Below are 18,206 nucleotides of genomic sequence, written 5' to 3'. Positions count from 1 at the left end.
TCAAAAAAAGAAGGTATAAATTCGGGGTGGGTTTTAGGCCTCTGAATTCGCTCCAAACACTAGGAATCGAAATGAAAGCCCCTCAATCTCAAGGCATTCGAAATCACCGATACCGAACTCAATGCCATCGCCGCTCCAGCAATCATAGGACTCAACAGAACCCCGAATATAGGGTACAAGATTCCCGCAGCCACAGGCACGCCGACCGCATTGTAAACGAAAGCAAAAAAGAGGTTTTGCCGGATGTTGCTCATCACGGCGCGACTCAACCGCAAGCCGCCCACGATCCCGCGAAGATCGCCTTTCACGAGAGTCAGACCCGCGCTCTCGATGGCGACGTCGGTGCCCGTACCCATAGCGATGCCGACATCGGCAGCGGCCAAAGCGGGAGCATCGTTGATACCGTCGCCCGCCATGGCTACGCGATGCCCTTGGGCTTGCAGTTCCTTCACGATGCGTTGCTTGTCCTCGGGGGAGACCTCGGCATGCACCGTGTCGATTCCAAGCTCCGCAGCGACCGCATTCGCCGTTCTCGGATTGTCACCCGTGCACATGACAACCGAAATCCCGAGTTTGTGAAGCGACTCGATAGCTTCCTTCGATGAAGCTTTTATCGGGTCCGCAATGGCAATCAGGCCCAACAAACGATCCGCTCTGGCTGCCCAAATCACCGTATTGGCTTTCGACTGCAGCTGCTCTGCTTGAGTTGCAAGCGACTCGGGGATAGCGATTCCTACGGCTTCGATAAAAGCCTGTTTGCCCACGCGGACTAGGCTACCCTCAACGCGAGCCCGCACACCACCGCCGGTAGTGCTTTCGAAATCGGCAGCATCGGGAAGATCGCTGCTCTGCGCTTTGGCCCTTTCGACGACAGAGCGGGCCAGCGGGTGTTCCGATTGGGACTCGACCGCCGCCGCTAAGCGTAGCAGTTCCTCAGGTGAGCTATTCTTGTGTACCACCATTGCAACGACACTAGGTCTTCCCTCGGTCAGGGTACCCGTCTTGTCGGTGATCAAATGGGTGATTTTCTCGGCGCGTTCAATAGCCTCTGCATTCTTAACGAGAATACCATTTTGAGCGCCTTTCCCCACGCCAACCATGATAGACATGGGAGTGGCCAAACCAAGAGCGCAGGGGCAAGCGATGATCAGCACCGAGACGGCCACGACAATCGCATACGCCATAGCCGGAGCTGGACCAAGCAACGCCCAAACTCCGAAAGCGACTAGAGCCACCAACACGACTGCCGGAACAAAATACCCCGCCACTGAATCCGCCAGCTTTTGGATCGGGGCCCGGCTGCGTTGGGCATCCGCGACCATGCCGACAATTCGCGAAAGCATTGTCTCTTCGCCCACCGCTTCCGCTTCCATCAAGAAACTACCCGTTTGATTCACGGTCGCGCCAATGACCTTATCGCCAACGGACTTCTCCACGGGAACTGGTTCGCCAGTTATCATCGACTCATCGACAGTGCTCTTCCCATCCAAGATCGAGCCGTCGAGTGGAATCTTTTCGCCTGGCCGCACTCGGAGGTTATCCCCTTTTTGGATACGGTCGATATCTACGTCTTCCTCTTCGCCATCGGCGTTCAAGCGGTGAGCAGTCTTTGCCGCCAAATCGAGAAGGCTTTCGATCGCTTTTCCGGTCTGTCTACGAGCTCTCGCTTCCAGCCATTGCCCGAACAAGATCAGCACCGTGATCACCGCTCCCGCCTCGAAATAGAGAGCGACCTCGCCATGCATGCGGAAGGAGTCTGGGAAGAACTCCGGAAACAAGACAGCCGTGACGCTGTAAACGTAGGCCGCACCCACGCCCAACATGATCAGCGTGAACATGTTAAGACTTCGGTTGACGAGCGAACGCCAACCTCGCGCGAAAAACATGCCTCCCGCCCACAGAATGACCGGCGTAGCGAACGCCAACTCAAGCCAACCCTGTATCCGTTGCGAGATGACGCTCTCGAATGAGAGTCCCGGAATCATGCTGTCGAAAGCGAGCAACAGTACCGGCACCGTTAGAATTGCTGCGAGGAGGGTTTTTCGCTTCAATTCTTCGATTTCCCCATCGTCATCCTCCTCGTCCCTAATGCCTGCGACCGGCTCCAAGTCCATCCCGCACTTTGGGCATTCCCCCGGATGGTCCTGCTGGACTTCCGGGTGCATCGGGCAGGTCCAAACCTTAACAGAGTCAACTTTGTAGGCAGGATTGCGCTCCAACCTCATGCCGCACTTCGGGCAGTCGCCCGGCTTGTCGGATTCGACACCGGGACACATCGGGCAATAGTACTTCGCGTTCGCTGTAGGCGTAACAGAATCGCCCTTCGAATGGTCGTGATGACAGCAGCTGTGCTTGTTTTCCATAGGATTATGATAACAGACTGGCGGTTTGATTTTCTTACATTGTGATGGCGAATCCTTACGAAATTCGGCCTGTACCGCTCAGATCGAGTCGAGAGAGCGGCGAGCCGGACGGTCCGATTTCTTGAACTGGCTAGGCGACATTCCCGTTTCCCGCTTGAACTGAGCGGAGAAGTGGGCCGCGCTGCTGAAGTCGAGCAACTCGGATATTTCGGTAACGTTCAACTCCCCGTAGGAGAGCAATTCCTTCGCCCGTTCAATCCGCTGAAGCATCGAATAACGCTCAATCGTCACCGCTTCGACTGCCGAAAACACTTTGCTCAAATAGCTATACTCATAACCAAGAGACTCCGCTAAGTATGCAGACAACTTAAGAGGCGATGAGATATCCGCATAATGAATACGCTCCAAAATCAACGACTTGATTTTATTTATCAGACGCTTCTCCTTGGAAACCAAGATCTCGAAACCGCTTTCTTCCAGCCTTTCAGCGAACGAGCGAAATTCGGAATCGGTCAATTGCCGTTGGAGCTTCACCTCTCCCAATGATACCGCTTCGGCCTGCAATCCGAGTCTATCTACAATCGACTCAACCGTCGCGACACAACGGGGACAAACCATGTGCTTGACCGCTATGCTTTCGAACTCCGATCCCATAAAAATGCTCCTCAAAAAGTACTCGAAAGCTCAGCAAGCTGCTCCCGAAGCGCCTTGCGGGCTCGATAAATCCGCATCTCCACCGTTTTCCGGTTTGTATTCAGAACCTCGGCGCAATCGTCGTAGCTATGCTCCTCCAAAACGCAGAAGATAAAAGGAAACTTCAATGGATACGGAAGCGTCGCAATCGCTACCTCGATGGCAGATAGAGCCTCGCTGGCTAATGCAACTTGCTCCGGCGAGCGTTCCTTCGATTCAACAACATCCGCAAACTCCAAACTATCCGCCCCCGGAACCCGAGAGCTCAGCGACACATCATTGCGGCGCTTTTTACCCCGTCGCAAAAAATCACGGCACAGGTTTCCCGCAATTGAAAAGATCCAAGTCACCACCTTCGCCCTAGGGCGGAACTTGCAAGCATTTTGAAAGACTCGCACAAACGTCTCCTCCGTCAAATCCGCAGCGTCCGTCTCGTTTGGCACAAAGCGAAAACAAAAGCGAAAGATCGATTCGCGGTGACGCTCCATCAGCTCGACTAATCCCTGCTCCTCGCCCGCCTGAACACGCTCGATCGATTGCAAATCCGTATCCATCGCTCGAGTCCCATCACTCATTCCGGTTCGCTGAGAGCCTCGACAGCCAACTTCCTCAGCTTCTCCTTCTTCTCCGGAGGCAATACGCTCATCATATCATAATAATGGCGAATCGACAGTTCCTGAAGTGAGCCATGCACGACGTGCAGCTCATGGATCGCCGCATTCACCTCAGGAGAAAAATCATCCTTTTCGACCAGTAAACCACGCAACTTCGTAATCTGCGTATTGAAGTCCTCTAAAAGCTTCGCCCGATCTCGGCGATAGTCAGGCTCGAACGCATCCACTGCAGCGACCTCAGAGGGCGTCAAAGCGAGCTCTTGGTGAAGCCAATGGTGTCCATGCTCTTCGTCATGTTCCCAAGACTGCCCGTTCCGTACCATTAGACCCGTCACAAAGTAGGAGACCACCACACAAACGACCACGAGCAAAGTCGCCCAAATCGCCAACGTTCCCAATCGTCTCGTTCGTACCTTGCTCTCTTCCATAGTGCTAGTCGTCGATGTTCAGAATCTTAGCTTCTGCGAAAACGTCGAAATCCAGAGCCTCCGACGCCAATAACTTACGCTCCGAACCGTTCGCAAAAGCAGAAGTCGCCAAAACGCTAGCGGTGGTACTGATCAGCAAAGCCGCCACCATCGCAGCTGCTGCAAACCGAGTCTGTTCGAAAATCCCCAGCAACCAATCCAAGCCAAAGGTCTCTGCCGACTCAGAACGCGCCATACGCAACCGACGCAGCACATTCGACTCAAGAGCTGGCGGGCATCCCGGCAGTGGTTTCTCCCGAGCCATTCCGATCAAACGATCCAAATCCTTGTCCTTCATAATCACCGTAAACGTATTCAAATCCGAAAACCCTCAAACTAATCAGAAAAAAGATCCTCCAAAAACCAAAATACTCAGAAAGCCGAAGAAGAGAATCCCGAGTTCCCTCAAGCAAACGGCCACAACCCATTGCCAATTCATTGCCAATCTGAAGTTTTTTTGATGCAAAAAGGCTCATTTTTCAGCAATCCCAACTTTCCATAAAGTCATAAACAACAACGTTTTGTTAAGAATAGTGAAAGTCTTATGACTGTTCGAATCCCTCTCTCTCCGCCACTTTAGATGCTGCGAAGTGTCACGAGCAGAAGTGCCTTGCAGCAAGAGGAATCCAATTCGAGTGGTCCGAGTTTCAACTCGCACGTGTTCGCATCTACAGAGAACTTCGCTCTCCGATTAGCTTCTTAATTCCCTAATCGACATTGAGATAGAGCAAACGGTGAAGATTGGAACACCCGGTTAATCTCATTGAACAAACGCCTCAGATTGGCGAAGTTGGGCTCTCATGAGCGAGAAGCAGCCCAGTTTTGCTGTCTACATTGATGAATCCGGTGATGAAGGATTCGTTTTCCGCGACGATGGCTCGGGTAGCTCACGCTGGTTCGTCCTATCGGCTGCAGTCATTCGAAAGTCTAACGATCTCAAGATGGTAGAATGCCTCAAGGAAACGAGAGAGGTACTTAGGAAGAAGCCCAAGACGCCACTCCATTTCGTTGATCTGAAGCACGAGCAGAGGGTACCCTATATTAAACGTGTTGGAAAGTTGCCGATCAGAACGGTCAGCGTACTGATCCATAAACCTTCGATCAAGGAGCCCGAAAAGTTCCAGAGTCAAAAATTCCTCCTATATCGCTACGCTACCCGCCTACTTCTCGAGAGAACATCCTGGCTTTGTCGAGATCATCGGAAAAAAGACGAAGGGAACGGCTTCGCGGACATCATCTTTTCGAACAGAAGCATCATGTCTTACGAGGAAATCAAAGACTGCCTACGTGTTCTGCTGGAGCAAAGCGACCCCAACCTGGCCCAAGTGCAGATCGAAAAATCAGTAATCGATCCTACACGGATCAGATCTGTTGAACACGGCAAACTCGCTGGGTTACAAGTCGCAGATGCTGTCGCATCTGGCGTGCACTTCGCGGTGAAGCGAAACCTCTACGGGGAAAGCGAACCTAGCTATCTACAGCACCTCAAGCGGTCGGTTTATCGCCATGAAGGCAAAGCCTTTGGTTATGGCTTCAAGTTTTGGCCAGACGACTTCGAAACCGTAAAACAGAAAGCTCCCGAAGTTGAGAACTTCGAGAGCTTCTAAAATTGTAGGCCCCAGAAACCGAGGATCCCACCCATAAAGGGCTGCCACTCAAGGAGAGCGACCTCTACATCTTCTGCGCTTGCCTGGATAAGAGTCCTACATCAAAGACGGATCCTGTCAAGGCAGCTATCTCGCATCACATTTCAACGAGTATCCGAACTCTCCTGCCCCTCGGCGTACCCCATCTCCTTGTAGGCAGGCCTACGCTTTCGAAACATGCTCATCGCGACGGGCAAATTTTCATCAATGAAATCGTATACCCTAACTTCTCTTTTACCTTCACATCTTCGGTGCAAACGCCCCGCATACTGAATGAGACGCCCCTTGAAGGAAATGGGCATTGCTAGAAAAAGCGTATCCAACTCCTGGAGATCATACCCTTCACCTAAAAAAGATCCCGTTGCCAACAAGCAGATTCCAAATCCATTACTCAAACACTTCCGAATACGCTCGTTTTGCTCCTTCAGAGCCTTCGAGCTTCTTCCTCCAGTCATCAATTCAGGAACGATGTCAAGGCGCTCGGCTCGTTCGCATAGCAAGGCTTCCATTGACTCCAAATGGGAAATGCGGTCGGAGATGATAAGACACCTGCGCCCCTGCTCTAGCTGTCTCTCCACAAAGGAAGCAATCAACTCATTTCTTTGCTCATTCTGAATGAGTTTTTCCCAAACCTCATGGAGAGCAAAGTATTGGCCTAGCCCTCGTCCGAATCCTGTTTCAATAAATTGGATACGCTTCAACAAGTTCGGGTCCGAATCTTCCGACAGTCGGAATCGAACTGGGCCACATTGCTGATAGAGCAACGCTTCCAAACCATCTTTCCTCTTTGGAGTCGCAGTGAGCCCCAATACCCTGCGGCACCCACATTTCTTCAATACGCTCTCAAAACTAACCGCCGCAATGTGATGGCATTCATCGATAACGGCCAAACTGTATCTACGAAAAAATGCGACTAAGTCCTCGGCTCGCGCGAGACTCTGAATCATCACCACATCAACAACGCCACTGAGCTTCTTCTTACCCCCGCCCCATTCTCCCAACCGGTCATCCGAAATCGATGTAAACTCACTCAAACGCTCTTTCCATTGATCAGCGATCGATCGGCGGTTTACGAGAATAACGGTTGCCAGTTTCCATCGAGCGATCAAAGAGCATGCCATTACCGTCTTTCCCGAACCTGGCGGAGTGACCAGCACTCCATGCTCATTGGTTTCCATTGCGGCAACAGCGCTCTTCTGGCTTTGAGTTAGCGTACCCGTAAATCGTATACGTACTCGCTTCTCGCTTAATCTGAAATCCTCGATTTCCAATCGGGAACCCCTCGTGGCAAATAGCTCTTTTACGGCGTCGATACACCCACGCGGAATTGATATGCCGCCAGATTGCCGCTCTACACTCACAATGTAGCGAGGAATGTTGAATACCGGGAAACGCATCCTTTGCTTTTCAAAAAACTCGGGGTTGGGGAAGGTCGCTAATCGAACAATCTTAGCGACAAATTCGTCAGGTAACCCCTCCTCCGGAATCAACAGAGACTCTCTCAACTCAGCTTTCCAATCCGGTATCTTTACCGCCGCCACTCCGGACTTGCCTCCTGAAAGAGACGCATCAGCGATATCCTCCGGAGAGCATTCTTCTACTGGTGAAACTTCAACGAAACGCTCCAACGCAGTTCGAACGTGATGTTCCCAATAACAGGGCGTCTTTGCTAGAGCCGCCCATTGATCTTCAAAAACGGATAGATTCGTATCAACGAAAACAGTACAGCCATCCTTCCTTCTATCCCACTGCAGTGGCAAACCGATGAGGTTTCCAAATCCGCCCTTTGGCATAGTGTCTTGATTCGGGAAAACGCGGTCGTAAGCCCCTAAGTCGAATTTCGATAGTCGGCTGGACGCTTCACCCAGAACAACCGTTCCCAAACTTCGCGCGAGTTGGACAGGAGTCGGTTCGGCAAAGAAGAGCCATGCATGGGCGCCGTTTCCGGATCTCGAAATCTCAAGAAGGGTTCGAAACCCGAAAATTTCAGCAGACTCCGCATAAGCCACCGCACACGCTTGCCATCCTCCACCGTCAAAATCCGCCGCGAGGAAAATACAGGTATCGTCCTTTCGAATCGAATACGAGCCAATCGTATGCTTTCCCCTCAAGTGGTCTTCGATCACCCTATCATCAAGTCTAGAGAATTTGGACGAACCAAAACGCGAATAAAGCTCTGACGGCTTCAAGCGAACTCCCGTTTCGTAGACCGCTTCGCAAACAGGATAGTAGCCCTTGGTCCCTTTCGATGTATTTTCCCAAAACCTTGGAAAGATGTCCGTTCGTGCCGCAAAACGCCGCTTGAAGAGCGAAACTTTATCTTCTGGATTTACTGGAACTTGATCAACGACTGCATCCATTTGCCTCTGCGAGCCCGCACGTTCCATCGCTTGGAGCTCCGACAAGATTACCAATCGTTCGTCTCGCAGAGCTGACAAACGAGTACGCAATTCCTCAAGACGACACCCAAGCTCAGATTCCATCTCGTCAAGGGATACAAAAACAAGGCATCAGAACTCAACCGACAATTGAAAGTCGCATCTTTATAATCAGAAGCATTATTACGATTCGAGGGACATTCACGATTTGCCTATGAGAGAGGCTTTGCCAATTCATAGCCAATCTGAAGTTTTTTAGCCTCATCCTGAGGCATTTTACGGCACCTCGGACTATTCATAAAGTTATAAACTACAAACATTTGTGAAGAATAGTGAAGGTCTGCTGACGATTCGAATCCCTCTCTCTCCGCCACTTTCGAAGGCGTCCTTTAACGGGACGCCTTTCTTTGTGGATACGCCTTGAGAGACCCTCCACCCAAAGTCGCTCACAAACCCAGAAACTTAAAAGTCGCTCGGACCAAGTTACCTTATCACCCGGTAGCAATGGATTTGGCGGTGAAAGGTGTTTATCTAGGTATTACGACAAATAGTTATTGTGTGCTTCAGCTTCTAAAGATTGCTTCGAATCTATCGACACTGGACGGCGCTTCGCGTCCTCGACCTCCTATCCGATCACTTGAGTTAGCATGAAGATCAAAAAGTCCCTCATTACCTTGGCCGACCCGAATCAACGCAATTTGCCGCTGCAAACGTTACTGGACCAGGAGGGAAAGAAAAGAACCGCGCTTGAGTTGGTGATAAAAGAGGCGGTGTCAGCAGGAACCGAGGAAGTCGGCCTGGTGATCTGTCCCGGAACCCAGGACGTGTACAGCAAAGCGGCAGGAGTTTACGCTGACCGTATCCATTTTATCGTACAAGAGCTACCTACTGGCTACGCCCAAGCAATTTTATCCGCAAAGGCATTTATCGGGAACGAACCTTTTCTACATTTGGTGGGAGACCACCTTTGCGTCTCGCAAAACGAAATCGGATGTGCACTCCAAATAGTAAACGTAGCCGAAGCCAAAGGAGTATCCGTAGCGGGAGTACAAGCAACAAGAGAAAGCCAACTGAGCTCGTTCGGAGCTATAGGTGGACGATTATCAGGACGAACGACCGGACTCTACGAAGTTGAGAGAGTTCTCGAAAAGCCCAGTCCGACGGAAGCCGAACTTAAGATTCTCGTACCAGGCCTGAGAGCAGGATTCTATCTATGTTTCTTTGGCATTCACGCGCTCCAGCCCAGCATCTTTTCAGTCCTTGAGGAAACGACCCGATTAGAGGGTCCTCAGGAGAGGAGCCTATCAACCGCTTTGGATCAACTCTGTAAACACGAAAAGCTACTCGCTCTGGAGGTAGATGGCAGCCGTTATGACGTCGGCGCTGACTACGGACTCCTCTTCGCGCAACTCGCGCTCTCTTTTGCGGGTAAAGACCGAGATCGCGTCCTTTCCAGCCTCGTCGAAATGCTCGCTCAAAAATAGAACACCTCTCAGCAAATGAGCGAAGAATTACATTTGTTATCTGTTATCACCAGCGAAGTCGCTGCAGAGCGCAATCGATCCCTGTCCGAGTTGTGCTCGTCTCTCTCAATTGAAGAGCTACTTGCCCAGGCGGACGAGCTGGAACAGTTTCGAAACTCCGAGGATAGCCTCTACCTGAAGGTTCGCTCTCTGTTTTTCCTGCAAGCGATACACCGTTACCACCTTCCCGCCCGAAAGGGATTCAAAAATCGAGCACGCTTGTCGTATGTAGCCCACGAATACATGCTCGAGCGGCGATTCGAAGAAGCGATCCGCGTTTTGCTAGCAGAAATGAAAAGAGGGGGAGCTAACGATTCCCTCTCAAGTTCGCTTGCTCACGCATACCACGCCCTCGCTTTCCAAACCCTAGCAGATCAGGTTCGGCAAACAGTCCGTTCAACTGCAGGGAATCAGTGGATTTTTCGCATGGGGCACAGTCTCGACCATCCACTTGTGCTTCACAAAGAGCTGTTCATAAAGGCTGGTCCGAACCAAGTGTATCCCATTTTGAAGGAGCAGACTGCGGTGCGTATGGATCTCACCCACTGCGCTTGGAGTGATATTTTTTTCTTGGGGATGGATTTTCCAGAGGGAGCTCGCGTCCTGAACGTATCAGTCGATCTCGGAGTACACGGACGGGATGAAGAAACCAAACCTCCCATTGAGGCATATTTTCGCGTCATCGAGGAACCCATCCTTCGACTATGTAGCGTGGACCTAGGAGTGAACACCGAGATTTCATCAGTTGATGAAGTATTCGATTTCGCGAGGGACCATCTAGGTCTTCTGAAAGCTGCAGTTATCGCTTCTGGAATCGTTCCGCCTGGCTTAGAAGGATCCGGCCAAAGTATCGCAAGCGTTTTCGAGAACGTTGTTGGAGTTGGAAAGGGCATAGAAATCGTCAGTAATGTTAACAAAATCCCCAAGGGATCACGTCTGGCCGTTTCGACGAATCTTCTCGGAGCGCTCATTGCGGTTTGCATGAGGGCCAGCGGACAAACGAGCTCACTCACAGGTCCTTTAAGTGAAGGCGAAAGACGTATCGTAGCAGCCCGCGCAATTCTCGGCGAATGGATCGGAGGCTCAGGTGGTGGCTGGCAAGATTCAGGCGGTATATGGCCAGGCATAAAGCTCATTGAAGGGGAAGAATCCAAAGTTGGAGACTCAGAGTACGGAACCAGTCGCGGTTGTCTCCTACCCCGCCACACAATCTTGGGAGATGACATAATAGACAAAAAGGCTAGAGCCAAACTTCAGGAAAGCCTCGTCCTCGTACATGGTGGAATGGCTCAAAACGTAGGCCCGATTCTGGAAATGGTGACGGAAAAGTACCTCGTACGAGGTACTAAAGAGTGGAACGCTCGGCTCAAGGCATTAGACACAATCGATCTAATCGTCGAGAATCTCAAGGCCGGTCGAGTTAAGGAGCTCGGCGAGCTCCTCACTGAAAACTTTTTCGGACCGCTCCATGAGATCATACCATGGGTTAGCAATATCTACACAGAAACACTCATCGCTGACGTACGCCGCGAATTCGGCGATGACTTCTGGGGTTTCTGGATGCTCGGTGGAATGTCCGGGGGTGGAATGGGCTTCATATTTGCGCCCGAAAAGAAAAGCGCAGGACAACAGTTTCTTTCAGAGACTATGCTCGTGCGAAAACGACAGTACGAATCCGCCCTCCCCTTCGCAATGGATCCTGTCGTTTACGATTTCCGAATTAATGAAAACGGATCAACTGCGGAGCATTTGACGGGCTCAAAGTCCTTCCTCCCTGAGGAATACTACCACTTAACGATTCCCAAGGCTCTAAGAACCGAACCTAAGTACCTGAACCACAGGCAGCGAAGTGACCTTCAACAGTACTCGGCAGCCGTCCAGGCTCGCTCCGGCGACCCATTTAGAGCCTCCGAGCTCATCTCACGTCTCCTCCCAGAGGTCAGAGACGTTGCCGAGGAAACCGAATCTCTCGAAAACCTGCTGCAGCGAAATGGATTCGACGCCGAGCAGCACGAGCAAATACGCGCGGATGTGCGAGCTGGGCGCATAGGCATGGCGATGAACCGGCTCTCGACCACAAGTACCATCGAGGACGTGCCCGCCGAAGATCTATTTGATGCGACTACCGTGGATAACCGAGAATTTGAAGAAATCGGTATCGACGCATTGAGGAAAGGAGAAGTCTGCACCCTAACTTTCGCGGCGGGTGTTGGCAGTCGCTGGACCCAAGGAGCTGGAGTCGTTAAATCTCTGCATCCTTTTTATCAGATGGGAGGCCGGCACCGAAACTTCATCGATATCCACCTCGCCAAATCGCGAGCAGCCAAAGCCAAGTTCGGCAGCCCTGTGCCACACATTTTCACCTCGAGCTACCTAACACACGCTCCAATAGATTCGTACCTAAAGCGTGAATACAGTAAAACGTACGGACAAGAGGCTTTTCTGTCACCCGGTAAATCGATTGGCCTCCGCCTCGTACCCACCGAGCGAGACCTCCGATTTGCTTGGGAAGAAATCGCCCAGCAGCGACTGGACGATCAAAAACAAAAAATGTTGGAAAGCCTCCGAGCAGCCCTATTGGAGTGGGCCCGGTCCACCGGTGAAGCTTCCGACTATACCGACAACCTTCCCTCCCAATGTCTTCACCCAGTGGGACACTGGTACGAAGTGCCCAATCTCATAAAGAACGGCACACTCGCTTCGCTTCTCGAGAAGTACCCTAATCTCAATTACATATTGGCCCACAATATAGACACCCTTGGAGCCTCCCTTGATCCAGTATTGCTAGGTTGGCACATAAAGTCGGAGGCTACTTTATCGTTTGAGGTCATGTCCAAACGCCTCGACGACCGCGGTGGAGGTTTAGCAAAAATCAACGGGCGCAACCGCTTGGTAGAAGGGCTGGCTCTTCCTAGAGAGAGCGACGAATTCAAGCTAACGTTCTACAATACTAACACCAGCTGGATCAACGTGAACGAGCTCCTACAGTTCTTCGGGCTGTCTCGCACCTCAATTCACGATAGCGCCTGCGTCGAAACGGCGATACGTGACGTCGCTTCGAGGATGCCTACCTACGTGACTCTCAAAGAAGTTAAAAAGCGCTGGGGCGAAGGCCAAGAAGACATCTTTCCAATCAGCCAATTCGAGAAACTCTGGGGTGACATGACAAGCCTCCCCGAGCTTTTGTCAAACTTCGCAATTGTCCCGCGTCAACGCGGCCAACAATTGAAAGACCAAGCCCAACTTGATAGCTGGGTACATGACAAGTCAGCTAGTTATGTAAACAGCCTCTGCTCTTGGCAGTGAAGAACGGGCGATGTCGACGCCTTGATGGTTAGCTCGCACACGCGAGCCACACGGGTTGGAAATTCGCATGATACGTATCTCCTCGCCGTTCTGCAGATGGTAAGAACAAGGTTTCAGCACAGCGCATGTGTTCATCGGAAAAGAACGAATCCAAATTATACTCACATCGCCCCCAAAAAAGATTCCCAATGGGGATGTCCAATCGGGACTCCATAGTCCTCGGAGGCGGCGATGCGAGCCGCCCTTAATCATGGAACGATTGTCGGCAATTGAGTGTTCGGTGAGAAAAATTATTCGTATCCCGTTTTACTTTAAACAACTCTACTCACTCGCTATCACTCGATAGCATACAGCGGTATCGACCGGCATCGGGTCTATCAGAGTAGTCGAGGTTGCCTCCATGACCGTCTGCGCGTCTACGACCTTCTCCCACGCACCATCCAAGCTATGGATTTTCCAGAGAGAGAATGTCGCATCTAGGCGATTTTCGACCTCTACAACCGCTAGCTTCTGCTCAATCGAGAATCCGAGGATCTTAACCAATTGTTCCGGAGCTAGAACCCGCAGATTGAATGCATGCCTCGTTGTACGAACCCCATCGCTCACCGACACTATGAGCTCCACCGTTCCGGTCATACCCGGACTCGGTGTTATGTCTAAGGTACGCTGGGAGCCACTACCTTTCAGCTTGATACCATACTGAGAGACAATCAACGCGTTCGAAGAACTTACCGACACTTCGAGGGAATTGGCAGCAGTCTCACGGTCTGAAATTGAAAAAGCTAGTGCTTCGATATTTCCCTCTTCATCTATGGTATAGATTTCTTCGAGGCCGCTGATAACGGGTGCCGAGTTCTTGGAAATATTCACGCTCAGCACGCCATTAGTACTGTTCACTCCATCACTCACCTTGAGCCGTATTGTGGTAGACCCTGATACACCAGCCTGCGTAGCGAAGCTCACTGTGCGGTTCGAACCACTTCCGCCGATCGAAATACTCTCAGAGGCAATTAGACTCTCATCCATCGAAGTTCCGATTACAGTTAACAGGTCTTCAGGATATTCCGCATCCGAAATGGTGAACTCAATAGGTCCCACCTGCTGCGAGTCTTGGACATTAGCTGCCTGAAGCATACCTACGGTAGGAGCAAGGTTACGCTTCACTTCTACTTTGAATGTCTGCTGAGCAAAATCCACCCCATCGCTGACCAACAGCGTGATCGTTGAGGTACCTGTAGATGAACCCAACGATGCAAATGACACCGTACCACTACCTTCACCCACCTCAACGAAAATACCGCTTAACGGCACTACGGACAAGTTCGAAGAAATCGCCTCGAACACTAATTCATCGGAGCCGGACTCAGCATCAGCAAACTGAAAATCTAAAACCGTTGAGGTGGTCCCCTTTACAACCGAGACGTCTTCAATCTCGCTTAACGTGGGTGCTGTGTTGGGCATCGTACCCGAAGAGACATTGGTGTATCCAGAATAACCGAATGAGTTGAAAGCCCGCACTCGATACTCGTACACATGACCCGGAACGACGGAATCGTCGACAAAGCTCTCTGCACCCGATTCTACGGTCGCCAATAGCCCAAAGTTCTCACCCTGTAAGCAACGTTCTATCTCGAAACCTTCCTCGTTGTTAGAGTTATCTTGCCAGGTCAGCGAAAGTTGTCCCGCTTGCAAACTAGCTACTCCCACAAAACAGAATATGATGGACACCACTCCCTTCCAAAACAAAGGGATAAAGTTAAGGGCGAGGCATCGGCCGTAGTGCTTAGCGTTGTGTGGGTTCAGCATGATGCCCCCAACTTCGCCCGCAGGGAGTTGCCCTGAAGACTCCCAGCCCAAATTGAGGAACCATCTGCGCACTTGAGCAAAAGCTACGCAAGCCCATTAGGGTCCATCCGCGCCCGCTACCTGCGGACTTACTTCACGTTAGAATTGGGACACTAAAATCGAATGGAGACTACACCTCTTTTGCGATGCGACGGCAAATCCCCGTGGTCACAGCAGAATAAAGACGCTCAAAATTGGCCCACAACCGACTGAGGTGGACCCGTTTGGTGGGACAGGGTCAGCTGAGTTTTAGTTGGTTTCTTTGTATTGGTTTGGTTGTAGGTTTCATCCCATCCCCATGCGCCCCCTAGGGGGCGGCGCCGATCAGGCGGCCATTTTCCCCTTTTTCTCGGATCTATAAACTTCGGCGGGCGTTTCGCCGTCAAGCGAGGAGTGCCGACGGCGGTTGTTGTAGAACTCGAAGTAGGCTTTCAGGCCCCGCTTTAGTTGGGCCATGTCTTCGTAGCCCTTGAGGTAGACGTCCTCGTACTTCACGCTTCGCCAGAGCCGTTCGACGAAGACGTTGTCCAGGGCGCGTCCACGGCCGTCCATGCTCACCTTGATCTCGCGATCGGTCAGCTCCTTCACGTAGTCCGGCGAGGTGAACTGGCTGCCTTGGTCGGTATTGAAGATCTCGGGACGGCCCGAGAGCAAGGCCTCCTGCAGCACCGACTTGCACCAGGCGCCGTCCATCGTGCAGGAGAGGCTCCAGCTGATCACGTAGCGGCTTTTCCAGTCCATCACCGCGCAGAGGTAGACGTGCCCGCCCCCGAGCGGGATGTAGGTGATGTCGGTGGACCAGACCTGGTCGACGCGCTCGACGGCCATGTTTCGCAGCAGGTAGGGGTAGACCTTGTGCCCGGGATGCGGCTTGCTGGTCGAGGGCTTCGGGCAGATCGCCTCGATGCCCATCTCCCTCGTCAGCCGCCGCACGCGCTTGCGGCCGATCTGCTCGCCCTGGCCGCGCAGCTCGAGGGTTATCTGCCGCGAGCCGAAGAACGGGCATTCGGTGTAGATGCGGTCGATCTTCGCCTTTAGCCGCTCGCTCTCCCGGCTCCGGGCGCTGGGCATCGCCTTGGCGCGGCGGTAGTGCCCGGAGCGCGACACGCCCAGAAGCTCGCACTGCCGCTTCACGCTGGGGTAGCCCTTCTTCGCCTCAATCGTCATACTCAGGCGGCAGCTCGATCCCAAGCTTGCGGCAGCTTTTTTTTAAGAACTCGTCGTCCATGCTCAGCTCGCCGATCTTCTTGTAGAGTTTCTCCTGCTTGCGTTCGCTGCGATCGGCCTGCTCGGCCGCCCGCTTGCCCTTCTCGAAGGCCGCCGAGTCGTTGGCGATCATCTCACCCTTCCATTGGCTCACCTGGTTGGGGTGCACCTCGTAGAGCTGGGCGATCTCGTTGACCCTCTTCTCCCCCTTCATCGCCTTCAAGGCAATCTTGGCTTTGGCTTCCGCTGTGAACGTTCTTCTCTTTCGTTTCATTTGTGGCTTCGTTGCTTATCAGTCCAACTAAGCCCCGCGTCCACTTTTTGGGAGCCACTTCAATTTTGCACGGACTTCCAGGCGGCACCAGGACCTTAGCGATTGTATCCTGTCGTCGGAAAGCCTAGGCGAAGCGATCCAGCAGTCCGAAGCGGCTGAAAGAGATTTCCTCCTTTCGAAAAGACTCGATACAGCCCACTAGGTTAAACGAAAAGATTTTTGCCACTTACTGAAAGAGACAGAAGCAATTGCAAGGCCATGAGTACCGCGGTGACCATATTCGATAAAGACTTAGAGTACCCTCGCTTAGCCACGGATCGAGCCTGGTGGTGACAGTTCAGCGAAAGGCTGAGTGCCCATGCATAGTGTTTTCTCGCGCTTGGCGCAGGAATCCACGTTCCTCATTGCAATAGAACCTCTTAAATGGCCAAGATTACGGATCCTTGGCGCAGAGCAGCAGAACCCTTTCGATCGATCTCGTCCAAAAAGTTCAAGTTTCACCCTCAATCACCGAAAAAACAAGAAAGACAACTCACTTCACTTTAGGTAAGTCTCTCGCTAAATATGACCCTCAAACTTCCGCTCTCGTCGCTTTCAAGGGTTCCGGAGACCAAAATACCTAAAACGAAGCTTCATAAACACTGCGCAACCTTACTTGAAATCACTGGGTCTCCTGCACACCAACGATTAAGACGAAACAGAATTCACAATTGCCTAACGATTTGAGAAACCCGGGAAAACTTGACCCATCAATATTGCTTGATCCAACAACAAACAGTTCAGATGACTCTTAACGAGCCTTCCTCGCAATCCAGTACTCCTGCAGTATGCGAGGCGATAACCCAATCCGGCAATCAGAAGGCTTGGATCGCTGCGATCTGTTCGTTGGATGAATCTTCCCGCTTCTTATGCTCAGATTGGACGCAAATACTGCACAAGGCTTACGGCTTTGAACCAGAACTCGTAATCCTTTTGGCGGGAGAACGCGTGGAGGCCGTTCTACCTTTCGTGGAAGTGAATTCCATCCTCACCGGGAAACGAGCTGTGTCCCTACCTTTTATCGACATCTGCCGCCCTTCCGCGAGAGATTCAAATCACATCCCTCTACTACACGCCGCACTACGAGCCGAGGGCAAGAAGCGTGGGTGGAATTACTTGGAGCTTAGAGGTGAAATCCCCGAGAACGAGAGCCCACAATCATCCCTTAGCTTCTTTAACCACATTGTAGACTTGCGTCCCTGCCCCGACAACATCTTCGCGGATCTGGCTCCCTCAAATAGACGTGCTATCAGGAAAGCCCAAAAGGAGGGCATACGAATCGAGTTTTCTCATTCATTAGGCTCATTGAGGGGATTCTACCGTCTCCAGTGCATAACTCGCAAGCGACACGGCCTTCCCTCACAGCCGTTCAAGTTTTTTAAATGCCTGCACAAAGTGTTAATCGAAACTAGGCGCGGTGTCATCGTTTCCGCCTTCACGAACGATAACCGACTTGCGGCTAGCGCCATCTACCTAGAGCAAGGTTCGACAGTGCACTACAAATACGGAGCCTCCGACAAAAACTTCCAAAATTCCAGGTGTAACAACCTCGTCATGTGGAGCGCGATGGAGCACTACTCCAAGCGAGGATTTCACCAGATGGACTTAGGTCGTAACTCGACGACAAATGCCGGACTTCGCCGCTACAAACTATCTTGGGGCTCCAGCGAACAAGAGGTACACTACCAAAGGTACGACTTAAAGAAAAACGCAACCGTACCGATGAGTGACGACGTTTTCGGTTGGCACAACTCCGTTTTCAAACGATTGCCTATTCCCATTCTGAGGTTGGCAGGACGCCTGCTGTACCGCCACATAGCTTAGATTCAGCCTTCGGCTTGAAAAAAAACGA

13 protein-coding genes are annotated in these 18,206 nt (G+C 51.8%); 4 read left to right on the top strand and 9 right to left on the bottom strand.

All coding sequences use genetic code 11. The features are described from left to right. Nucleotides 1–59: 59 nt before the first annotated feature. The 5 genes from QEH53_RS21095 to QEH53_RS21075 form a co-directional block, all read right to left on the bottom strand. Nucleotides 60–2,363 carry a copper-translocating P-type ATPase gene (locus tag QEH53_RS21095; RefSeq protein WP_309025211.1) on the bottom strand — a complete coding sequence of 768 codons (2,304 nt, stop codon included), beginning with the start codon at nt 2,361–2,363 and terminating at the stop codon, nt 60–62. 78 nt (nt 2,364–2,441) lie between these two features. Continuing rightward, nucleotides 2,442–3,017, bottom strand: coding sequence for an AraC family transcriptional regulator (locus QEH53_RS21090; protein WP_309025210.1), 576 nt, complete (start codon nt 3,015–3,017; stop codon nt 2,442–2,444). Nucleotides 3,018–3,028: 11 nt separating this feature from the next. Further along, complete coding sequence (locus QEH53_RS21085; protein ID WP_309025209.1) at nt 3,029–3,631, bottom strand: sigma-70 family RNA polymerase sigma factor; 603 nt, start codon at nt 3,629–3,631, stop codon at nt 3,029–3,031. Beyond that, the gene (locus QEH53_RS21080) at nt 3,628–4,098 is read right to left on the bottom strand and encodes a periplasmic heavy metal sensor (RefSeq protein ID WP_309025208.1); all 471 of its coding nucleotides are present in this window, start codon (nt 4,096–4,098) and stop codon (nt 3,628–3,630) included. Before QEH53_RS21080 ends, QEH53_RS21085 begins: the two co-directional genes overlap by 4 nt. A 4-nt stretch (nt 4,099–4,102) precedes the next feature. Next, a complete protein-coding gene (locus QEH53_RS21075; RefSeq protein WP_309025207.1) occupies nt 4,103–4,456 on the bottom strand; it encodes a hypothetical protein in 354 nt (117 codons plus the stop codon). A gap of 481 nt (nt 4,457–4,937) precedes the next feature. On the opposite strand from QEH53_RS21075, the gene QEH53_RS21070 reads away from it, so the two are divergent. Beyond that, entirely contained in the window at nt 4,938–5,744 is an 807-nt protein-coding gene (locus QEH53_RS21070; RefSeq protein WP_309025206.1) for a DUF3800 domain-containing protein, read from the top strand. Nucleotides 5,745–5,887: 143 nt separating this feature from the next. Here the strand turns inward: QEH53_RS21070 and QEH53_RS21065 are convergent, their stop codons facing one another. Then, on the bottom strand, nt 5,888–8,266 hold the full coding sequence (locus QEH53_RS21065) for a DEAD/DEAH box helicase family protein (RefSeq protein WP_309025205.1): 2,379 nt from the start codon (nt 8,264–8,266) through the stop codon (nt 5,888–5,890). A gap of 542 nt (nt 8,267–8,808) precedes the next feature. Here QEH53_RS21065 and QEH53_RS21060 point away from each other — a divergent pair. Continuing rightward, nucleotides 8,809–9,645, top strand: coding sequence for a sugar phosphate nucleotidyltransferase (locus QEH53_RS21060; RefSeq protein WP_309025204.1), 837 nt, complete (start codon nt 8,809–8,811; stop codon nt 9,643–9,645). 15 nt (nt 9,646–9,660) lie between these two features. Then, nucleotides 9,661–12,990 carry a UTP--glucose-1-phosphate uridylyltransferase gene (locus QEH53_RS21055; protein WP_309025203.1) on the top strand — a complete coding sequence of 1,110 codons (3,330 nt, stop codon included), beginning with the start codon at nt 9,661–9,663 and terminating at the stop codon, nt 12,988–12,990. A 321-nt stretch (nt 12,991–13,311) separates the two neighbouring features. On the opposite strand, the gene QEH53_RS21050 is transcribed toward QEH53_RS21055, so the two are convergent. The 3 genes from QEH53_RS21050 to QEH53_RS21040 all read right to left on the bottom strand — a co-directional run bounded on the left by QEH53_RS21050 (nt 13,312) and on the right by QEH53_RS21040 (nt 16,315). Then, nucleotides 13,312–14,796, bottom strand: coding sequence for a fibronectin type III domain-containing protein (locus QEH53_RS21050; RefSeq protein ID WP_309025202.1), 1,485 nt, complete (start codon nt 14,794–14,796; stop codon nt 13,312–13,314). A 363-nt stretch (nt 14,797–15,159) separates the two neighbouring features. Next, nucleotides 15,160–16,002, bottom strand: a complete 843-nt coding sequence (locus QEH53_RS21045) for an IS3 family transposase (RefSeq protein WP_309025201.1) — start codon at nt 16,000–16,002, stop codon at nt 15,160–15,162. After that, complete coding sequence (locus QEH53_RS21040; protein ID WP_309025200.1) at nt 15,992–16,315, bottom strand: transposase; 324 nt, start codon at nt 16,313–16,315, stop codon at nt 15,992–15,994. Before QEH53_RS21040 ends, QEH53_RS21045 begins: the two co-directional genes overlap by 11 nt. A gap of 783 nt (nt 16,316–17,098) precedes the next feature. Here QEH53_RS21040 and QEH53_RS21035 point away from each other — a divergent pair. Then, nucleotides 17,099–18,178, top strand: coding sequence for a GNAT family N-acetyltransferase (locus tag QEH53_RS21035; protein ID WP_309025199.1), 1,080 nt, complete (start codon nt 17,099–17,101; stop codon nt 18,176–18,178). Nucleotides 18,179–18,206 lie beyond the last annotated feature (28 nt).

Origin of the sequence: Pelagicoccus sp. SDUM812002, assembly GCF_031127835.1 — a bacterium.
Lineage (GTDB): Bacteria > Verrucomicrobiota > Verrucomicrobiia > Opitutales > Opitutaceae > Pelagicoccus.
Note: the sequence above shows the minus strand (reverse complement) of the source record. Positions and strands in the feature narration are given on the sequence as shown.

What these genes read in the sequence shown, in the direction of transcription:
- QEH53_RS21090 (WP_309025210.1), bottom strand. Translation starts at nt 3,017, where the DNA reads ATGGGATCGGAGTTCGAAAGCATAGCGGTCAAGCACATGGTTTGTCCC.
- QEH53_RS21035 (WP_309025199.1), top strand. Translation starts at nt 17,099, where the DNA reads ATGACTCTTAACGAGCCTTCCTCGCAATCCAGTACTCCTGCAGTATGC.
- QEH53_RS21085 (WP_309025209.1), bottom strand. Translation starts at nt 3,631, where the DNA reads ATGAGTGATGGGACTCGAGCGATGGATACGGATTTGCAATCGATCGAG.
- QEH53_RS21055 (WP_309025203.1), top strand. Translation starts at nt 9,661, where the DNA reads ATGAGCGAAGAATTACATTTGTTATCTGTTATCACCAGCGAAGTCGCT.
- QEH53_RS21045 (WP_309025201.1), bottom strand. Translation starts at nt 16,002, where the DNA reads ATGACGATTGAGGCGAAGAAGGGCTACCCCAGCGTGAAGCGGCAGTGC.
- QEH53_RS21050 (WP_309025202.1), bottom strand. Translation starts at nt 14,796, where the DNA reads ATGCTGAACCCACACAACGCTAAGCACTACGGCCGATGCCTCGCCCTT.
- QEH53_RS21060 (WP_309025204.1), top strand. Translation starts at nt 8,809, where the DNA reads ATGAAGATCAAAAAGTCCCTCATTACCTTGGCCGACCCGAATCAACGC.
- QEH53_RS21070 (WP_309025206.1), top strand. Translation starts at nt 4,938, where the DNA reads ATGAGCGAGAAGCAGCCCAGTTTTGCTGTCTACATTGATGAATCCGGT.
- QEH53_RS21065 (WP_309025205.1), bottom strand. Translation starts at nt 8,266, where the DNA reads ATGGAATCTGAGCTTGGGTGTCGTCTTGAGGAATTGCGTACTCGTTTG.
- QEH53_RS21095 (WP_309025211.1), bottom strand. Translation starts at nt 2,363, where the DNA reads ATGGAAAACAAGCACAGCTGCTGTCATCACGACCATTCGAAGGGCGAT.
- QEH53_RS21080 (WP_309025208.1), bottom strand. Translation starts at nt 4,098, where the DNA reads ATGGAAGAGAGCAAGGTACGAACGAGACGATTGGGAACGTTGGCGATT.
- QEH53_RS21040 (WP_309025200.1), bottom strand. Translation starts at nt 16,315, where the DNA reads ATGAAACGAAAGAGAAGAACGTTCACAGCGGAAGCCAAAGCCAAGATT.